General features: G+C 66.6%; 5 protein-coding genes and 2 pseudogenes. 4 read left to right on the forward strand and 3 right to left on the reverse strand.

Annotated features, from left to right (window positions below; all coding sequences use genetic code 11):
- Nucleotides 1-1,519: RNA polymerase sigma factor RpoD (rpoD, locus tag IM632_RS11175; protein ID WP_296552332.1), on the forward strand; the 1,519-nt coding region annotated here is incomplete at its 5' end.
- 163 nt (nucleotides 1,520-1,682) lie between these two features.
- Here the strand turns inward: rpoD and IM632_RS11180 are convergent.
- Nucleotides 1,683-1,844, reverse strand: a pseudogene (locus IM632_RS11180) (putative 2OG-Fe(II) oxygenase); the annotation flags it as partial.
- 140 nt (nucleotides 1,845-1,984) lie between these two features.
- Between IM632_RS11180 and IM632_RS11185 the strand changes: the two are divergent.
- A complete protein-coding gene (locus IM632_RS11185; protein WP_296547552.1) occupies nucleotides 1,985-3,859 on the forward strand; it encodes a S9 family peptidase in 1,875 nt (624 codons plus the stop codon).
- A 325-nt stretch (nucleotides 3,860-4,184) separates the two neighbouring features.
- On the opposite strand, the gene IM632_RS11190 is transcribed toward IM632_RS11185, so the two are convergent.
- Both IM632_RS11190 and IM632_RS11195 read right to left on the reverse strand, forming a co-directional pair.
- On the reverse strand, nucleotides 4,185-4,805 hold the full coding sequence (locus tag IM632_RS11190; protein WP_296498865.1) for a TIGR02466 family protein: 621 nt from the start codon (nucleotides 4,803-4,805) through the stop codon (nucleotides 4,185-4,187).
- 31 nt (nucleotides 4,806-4,836) lie between these two features.
- Nucleotides 4,837-5,079: a hypothetical protein gene (locus IM632_RS11195; protein WP_296498862.1), complete on the reverse strand. Its 243-nt coding sequence runs from the start codon at nucleotides 5,077-5,079 to the stop codon at nucleotides 4,837-4,839.
- 121 nt (nucleotides 5,080-5,200) lie between these two features.
- Between IM632_RS11195 and IM632_RS11200 the strand changes: the two genes are divergently transcribed.
- Complete coding sequence (locus IM632_RS11200; RefSeq protein ID WP_293512554.1) at nucleotides 5,201-5,509, forward strand: hypothetical protein; 309 nt, start codon at nucleotides 5,201-5,203, stop codon at nucleotides 5,507-5,509.
- A 42-nt stretch (nucleotides 5,510-5,551) separates the two neighbouring features.
- A pseudogene (locus tag IM632_RS11205) lies at nucleotides 5,552-6,090 on the forward strand (TraB/GumN family protein); the annotation flags it as partial.

Genomic DNA, 6,090 nt, shown 5'->3' on the forward strand with positions numbered 1-6,090 from the left:
CGAGGCCGGCCGCGACACCATGATCCGCGGCCTCTGCGAGAGCGCCCTGACCTTCGAGGCCATCATGGTCTGGCGCGAGGAGCTGGGCACCGGCCGCATCCTCCTGCGCGAGGTCATCGACCTGGAGCAGACCTATGGCGGGGTCAACGCCGCCGCAGAGGCCCTGGCTGTATCCGAGGAGGTCTCTGAAGATGGAGAGGCGGTCGCCAAGGCGGAGGGCGAGGAGGACGACGACGACTTCGACGACGGCGCCGGCCCGACCATCAGCGCCATGGAGAGCGAGCTGCGCGAGGGCGTCATGCTCACCCTCGACGCCATCGCCGCCGAATTCGACGCCTTCCGCGCCCTGCAGGAGAAGCTGGTCGGCAAGCGCCTGAAGGGCGAGGACCTGTCCGAGGCCGACCGGGCCGCCCACGCCGCCGCCAGCGGAACCATTGTCCAGCACCTCAAGACCCTGAAGCTGAACAACAACCGCATCGAGGCCCTGGTCGAGCAGCTCTACGCCATCAACAAGCGCCTGGTCGGCCTGGAAGGCCGGCTGATGCGCCTGGCCGACAGCTACGGCATCAACCGCAGCGAGTTCCTCAAGACCTATCTGGGCGCCGAGCTCGACCCGACCTGGACCGACAAGGTCAAGGCGCTGGGTGTGCGCTGGACCAAGTTCGCCGAGAACGAGGCGGCTCAGGTTCTGGCCCTGCGTCAGGAAATCGCCTCGCTGGCCACCGAGTCCGGCGTGCCGATCGACGAGTACCGCCGCATCGTCCAGACCGTCCAGAAGGGCGAACGGGAGGCCCGGCAGGCCAAGAAGGAAATGGTCGAGGCCAACCTGCGCCTCGTCATCTCCATCGCCAAGAAGTACACGAACCGGGGCCTGCAATTCCTTGATCTTATTCAGGAAGGCAACATCGGCCTCATGAAGGCGGTGGACAAGTTCGAGTACCGCAGGGGCTACAAGTTCTCCACCTACGCCACCTGGTGGATCCGGCAGGCCATCACCCGGTCCATCGCCGACCAGGCCCGCACCATCCGCATCCCGGTGCACATGATCGAGACGATCAACAAGATCGTCCGCACCTCGCGCCAGATGCTGCACGAGATCGGTCGCGAGCCGACCCCGGAGGAACTGGCCGAGAAGCTGGCCATGCCCCTGGAAAAGGTCCGCAAGGTCCTGAAGATCGCCAAGGAGCCGATCAGCCTCGAGACGCCCATCGGCGACGAGGAGGACTCCCACCTGGGCGACTTCATCGAGGACAAGAACGCCGTCCTGCCCATCGATGCGGCCATCCAGTCCAACCTGCGTGAGACCACCACCCGGGTCCTGGCCTCCCTGACCCCCCGCGAGGAGCGGGTCCTGCGCATGCGCTTCGGCATCGGCATGAACACCGACCACACCCTCGAAGAGGTCGGCCAGCAGTTCAGCGTGACCCGCGAGCGGATCCGCCAGATCGAGGCCAAGGCCCTGCGCAAGCTCAAGCACCCCAGCCGCAGCCGCAAACTGCGCAGCTTCCTGGACAGCTAGGGCGGGGAGGCCTCGCAGACCCCCTGCGTCCCGGGGCTTGCGCCCCGGTCCACCTCCCCCTGGAAGGTGGAGGAATGGGCGCGGAGAATTGCTCCCCTCCGGGGAAGCTGTCGGCGAAGCCGGCTGAGGGGGCGCCACCGCGCCTGAGGCCTTGGCCCCAGCCCCAGGCGTAGTTGAAGCTGATGGAGATGCGCGGGGTGCGGGCCCGGTTGGGCGGGACCTCGTCGCGCAGCCAGCTCTCCCAGAGGAAGACCGTTCCCGGGGCGGGGGTCCCGGAGGTGTTCGGTGGGCCGCATCGTCGCCTGACGGCGAGGCATCCAGGCATCGCAGCGATCATGGCCGGGGAAGCGACGTGGCCTAGCGAGCGCAGATCGATCCCGTCTTGCGGCCCCCACCACCAAAGTGCACTCTCTTTTGGCAAACGGGGGCTCTTCAATGCGGATTTGGCTGCTTTCTCTCCTGCTGATGGCCTTTCTGGGCTCTGGCAACGGTGCGACAGGAGCGCCGCTCGAGGCATACGCTAGGCTTCCTTCGATCGAGAACGTCGCCGTTTCGCCCGCTGGCCGCACGATCGCTCTGATTGCGACCAACGGCCTGCAGCGCACGATCATCGTCCGTGACCTTGAGAGCGGGCAGACAACGCTCCGGGGCGCGGTCGGCGAGCACAAGATCCGGGATTTGAAGTGGGCGGGTGAGCAGCACCTGATCGTGGTCGCTTCCATCGCGAAGGATGATCTGGCCCTAGTCAACGGTTACCGCGAGTGGTTCTTCGGCAGCCTGATCGACCTGAACACCAAGAAGATCAAGCCGCTTATGGCGAAGTCCACCGCCGACTCCGGCGCGATTCTTGGACCACCCGAGGTTCGGATTAACGACGGTCAGCAGGCCGTCTTCGTCCCGGGTTTGGTGTTGTCAGGCGGAAAGGGCTTGAATTCGCTCTTCCGGGTAGATCTGCGAAACGGAACCAACCGGATCGTCGAGAAGGGCGCTCCCGACTCCGTGAGCTGGGTGATCGACAGCAGGGGACAGCCCGTTGCTCAGGAAGTCATCCGAGGGAGAGAGTGGTCGGTCATCGCCCGCAGCGAGTCGGGTTGGCGCACCCTCCTGAGCTTGCCCTGGGACATCGATAGACCCTACCTCGTCGGCCTCGGGCGCGACGATGCCTCCCTGATCTACGGCGTACCCGACGGGAAGGGCGATTGGTCCTGGAAGGAGATCCGTTTGGACGGTCGGCCAGCCGCCGAGTTCCCTTTTGGCCCTGGTACGCCGCGGCCCATCTTTGGCGCCGGGGATGGGCGACTGATCGGTTATCTCAAGCTGGTGGGCGATGACTACCGCTACAGCTACTTCGACCCGGCGGACCAGAGCGCTTGGGATACGGTTCAGGCCACTTTCCCAGGGGATCGCGTCCACCTCGTCTCAGGCTCTGCAGACAGGCGGAAAGCCGTAGTGCTGGTCGACTCACCCCGGAATGGACCGGTGTACGCGTTTGTGGATCTCAGGACGCGACGGGCGGAATGGCTTGGCGCCTCTTATGCCGGGCTGGCGCCCGAGGACATCGGGTCGCGCGAGCGGGTGCAATTCAATGCCGCAGATGGCCTGCCCCTTTCCGGATTCCTGACGCTGCCGCACAGTCGTCGGCCGCAGGATCTGCCAATGGTCGTCCTCGTACACGGTGGTCCAGCGTCGCGCGATACGCCCGGGTTTGACTGGTGGGCCCAGGCAGTCGCGTCTCGAGGCTATGCCGTCCTTCAGGTCAACTATCGAGGTTCCACTGTCACCGGGGAACTGATGACCTCCGGCTACGGGCAGTGGGGCGCCAAGATGCAAACGGACCTGTCTGACGGTGTACGCGCCCTCGCCGCACGTGGCGTGATCGACCCCAAGCGCGTCTGTATCATGGGCGCGAGTTATGGCGGGTACGCCGCCCTTGCCGGAGCGACCCTGGACAGGGGTGTCTACCGCTGCGCGGTGGCGATCTCAGCGCCTGCGGACCTCCGGAGGTTAATCGTAGACGCGCGTACATTCGGGAGGGGGGCAACCCGGTATTGGGACCGCTTCATGGGCGTGAGCGGGGCCGATGACCCGAAGCTCGAGCGCCTTTCCCCTCTGTGGAACGCGGCGAAGGCCGACATTCCCATCCTCTTGATCCACGGGACCCACGACACTGTGGTGCCTGTCGAACAGAGCCGCGCGATGGCCGACGCCCTGCGTAAGGCCGGCAAGACACCCGAGGTCCTGATTCAAGAGGGAGAGGATCATTGGCTATCTGGCGGCGCCACCCGCCTTGAAATGGTCAACGCCTCGATGACCTTCATTGAGAGGCACAACCCGCCCTGAGGATCGGGGACCGGGTTATTGTCGCGCGCCGCGAGGAGCCCGTGCATTTCAATCCGGTCACCTATCGCTCAGCTGGGATGAGAGGTGAGAAGGTCGGTCCCTCGCAGGAAAACCCTGCTCTCGATGACATGCCTGGCCCTGTTCGCTTCCGGCGACGCAACGTCGGACCCGGCGCGTTGGAAGAGAGTTGCACCGTCCGAAGTCAACCCGGTCGAGGGCTGAGCATTGCGCCAGGCGGACAAGGGGCGCGAGTTGGGGTGAGGGTTCAGGGCGGATCGGCCAGGCGCCGCAGCGCTCGTCGACAACCTGTGTTCCCGCAGAGGTCTCAGCCCCAGGCGTAGTTGAAGCTGATGGAGATGCGCGGGGTGCGGGCCCGGTTGGGCGGGACCTCGTGGCGCAGCCAGCTCTCCCAGAGGAAGACCGTTCCTGGGGCGGGGGTGAGGTGGACGAAGGTGCGGTCGGCCTCGGGCGCGTCGGCGCTGCGGGGCGGGGCGGCCATCATCAGGGGCAGGCGGGGGTCCTCCAGCCGCAGGGCCGAGGCGCCGGGCGGGGTCGCCACATACATCGTGCCCGAGATCACGCTGTGCGGGTGGATATGGCCGGAGTGTGAGGCGCCTGGCTTCAGGATGTTGACCCAGAGGCTGTCCATCTTCAGACGCCCGGCCCCGAGGTCGAGGTGCAGGTCCTTCGCATAGCTGCGCACCATCCGGTCCAGACGGCGCTTCAGGTCTTCGAAGACGCTGGCCCGCCGGGGCAGGTCGTCGAGGGAGGCGTAGGAGGTGTAGCCGCCATAGCCGTTCCGGCGGCACCAGTCGCGCCCGGCGGCGTCCTCGGCTTCCAGCATGCGGCAGGCGGCCGCAAGGTCGGCGAGGAGGGCGTCGACCCCCGGCTGTCCGGCCAGGCTGGTCTCGCAGATGCGTGTGGGGAAGAGGTCGCGGACGGTCATGACTGACCGCTAGGCCCCGCGGGGGCCGCTGTCAAAATCCTATCGGGAGAGGGTCCGGCGTGGATGTCGAGCGGGGCGCCCTGCATCTCGTCCGCCGTTCGGATGACGGTGGCCTTGGCGCCGAAGTCGGTCCTGGCCAGATCAGGTTCGACAGCTCGTCGCCGAGGTCCACATCGGCGCCTTCGACCTGCAGGTTGACGATGCGCTCAGGGACCATGGCGAGGCGGTTCGAGGCGGCGAGCAGCCCGTACCGGGCGATGGCGATCGGGTTCATGATCCGGGTCTCCGTAGACCTCACCCTGGACCCCCCAGTGTAAACAAAAGTCCCCCGAAAGACGGTGAAGCCGGGTTAAGATATCGGCATCATCCCGGATGCATCCCGAAGGAGCGTCTCCATGCTTGTTGCTCTCTGGTTCGCCGCCGCCGTCACCACCGTCTGCCTTGAGGTGGACGGAAGCCTGAGCCCTGTGATCTGCAAGGCGCCCAGCTCCCGGCTGGACGCTCGCCGCGAGGTCTGCGAATGCCCGACCGGGCGACGGACCGAGGCGCCGATTTGCGCCGCCGGGGAGATCCCTCCCTCGGATAACCGGGCCCTGAACCTCTTCCGTCGTAAGGCCGGACAGGACGGAAGCCTCGTCGGGGATCGTTTCCAGGGCCGGCCCGTCTGTGTCCCGCCCCCGAGTGCGACTTCCCGGCGGCCCTGATTTCGCCCGAATGATCGGCAGGCTGGACCTGCCGGAGAGCCCATGATGATGATTTCCGTCCCCGCCTGGCTCGCCGGGCTTGCCCTCCTCGTCGCCACCCCCGCCCTGGCGCAGGTGGCTCCGGGCCTTCCAGAAGACCCTGGCGCCGCCGTCGTGGAGGAGCTGGTCGTCCAGGCCAAGGAACCGGGTCCGGCCTGGTGGGTGGTCCGTGACGGGGATTCCACCGTCTACATCCTGGGCATGCCCGGCGGCGGCATACCTCCGAAGTCCGCATGGGACCGGCGCTACCTGGATCGCCGGCTGAAGGGCGCCAACAGCCTGATCCTGGCGGACACCATCCGCATCAGCATCGGAATCTCGTCCTTTGGCGAGGCCCTGCGCCTCTATCGCAGCCTGAGGTCCGATGTCCCGCTGGAGACCCGCCTCCAGGAGCCCCTGCGGTCCCAGTTCATCGCCGCGCGGCGGACAGTCGGCCAGCCCGAGCGGCGCTACGCCAGATGGTCGCCCTTCGTCGCCTCCCTGATGCTGGTCGGCGATTCCGCGCCCAAGGGGTGGGTCGATCCCCGGGAGGACATAATCAG

The sequence above is a fragment of the Phenylobacterium sp. genome (genome assembly GCF_020402505.1).
Lineage (GTDB): Bacteria > Pseudomonadota > Alphaproteobacteria > Caulobacterales > Caulobacteraceae > Phenylobacterium.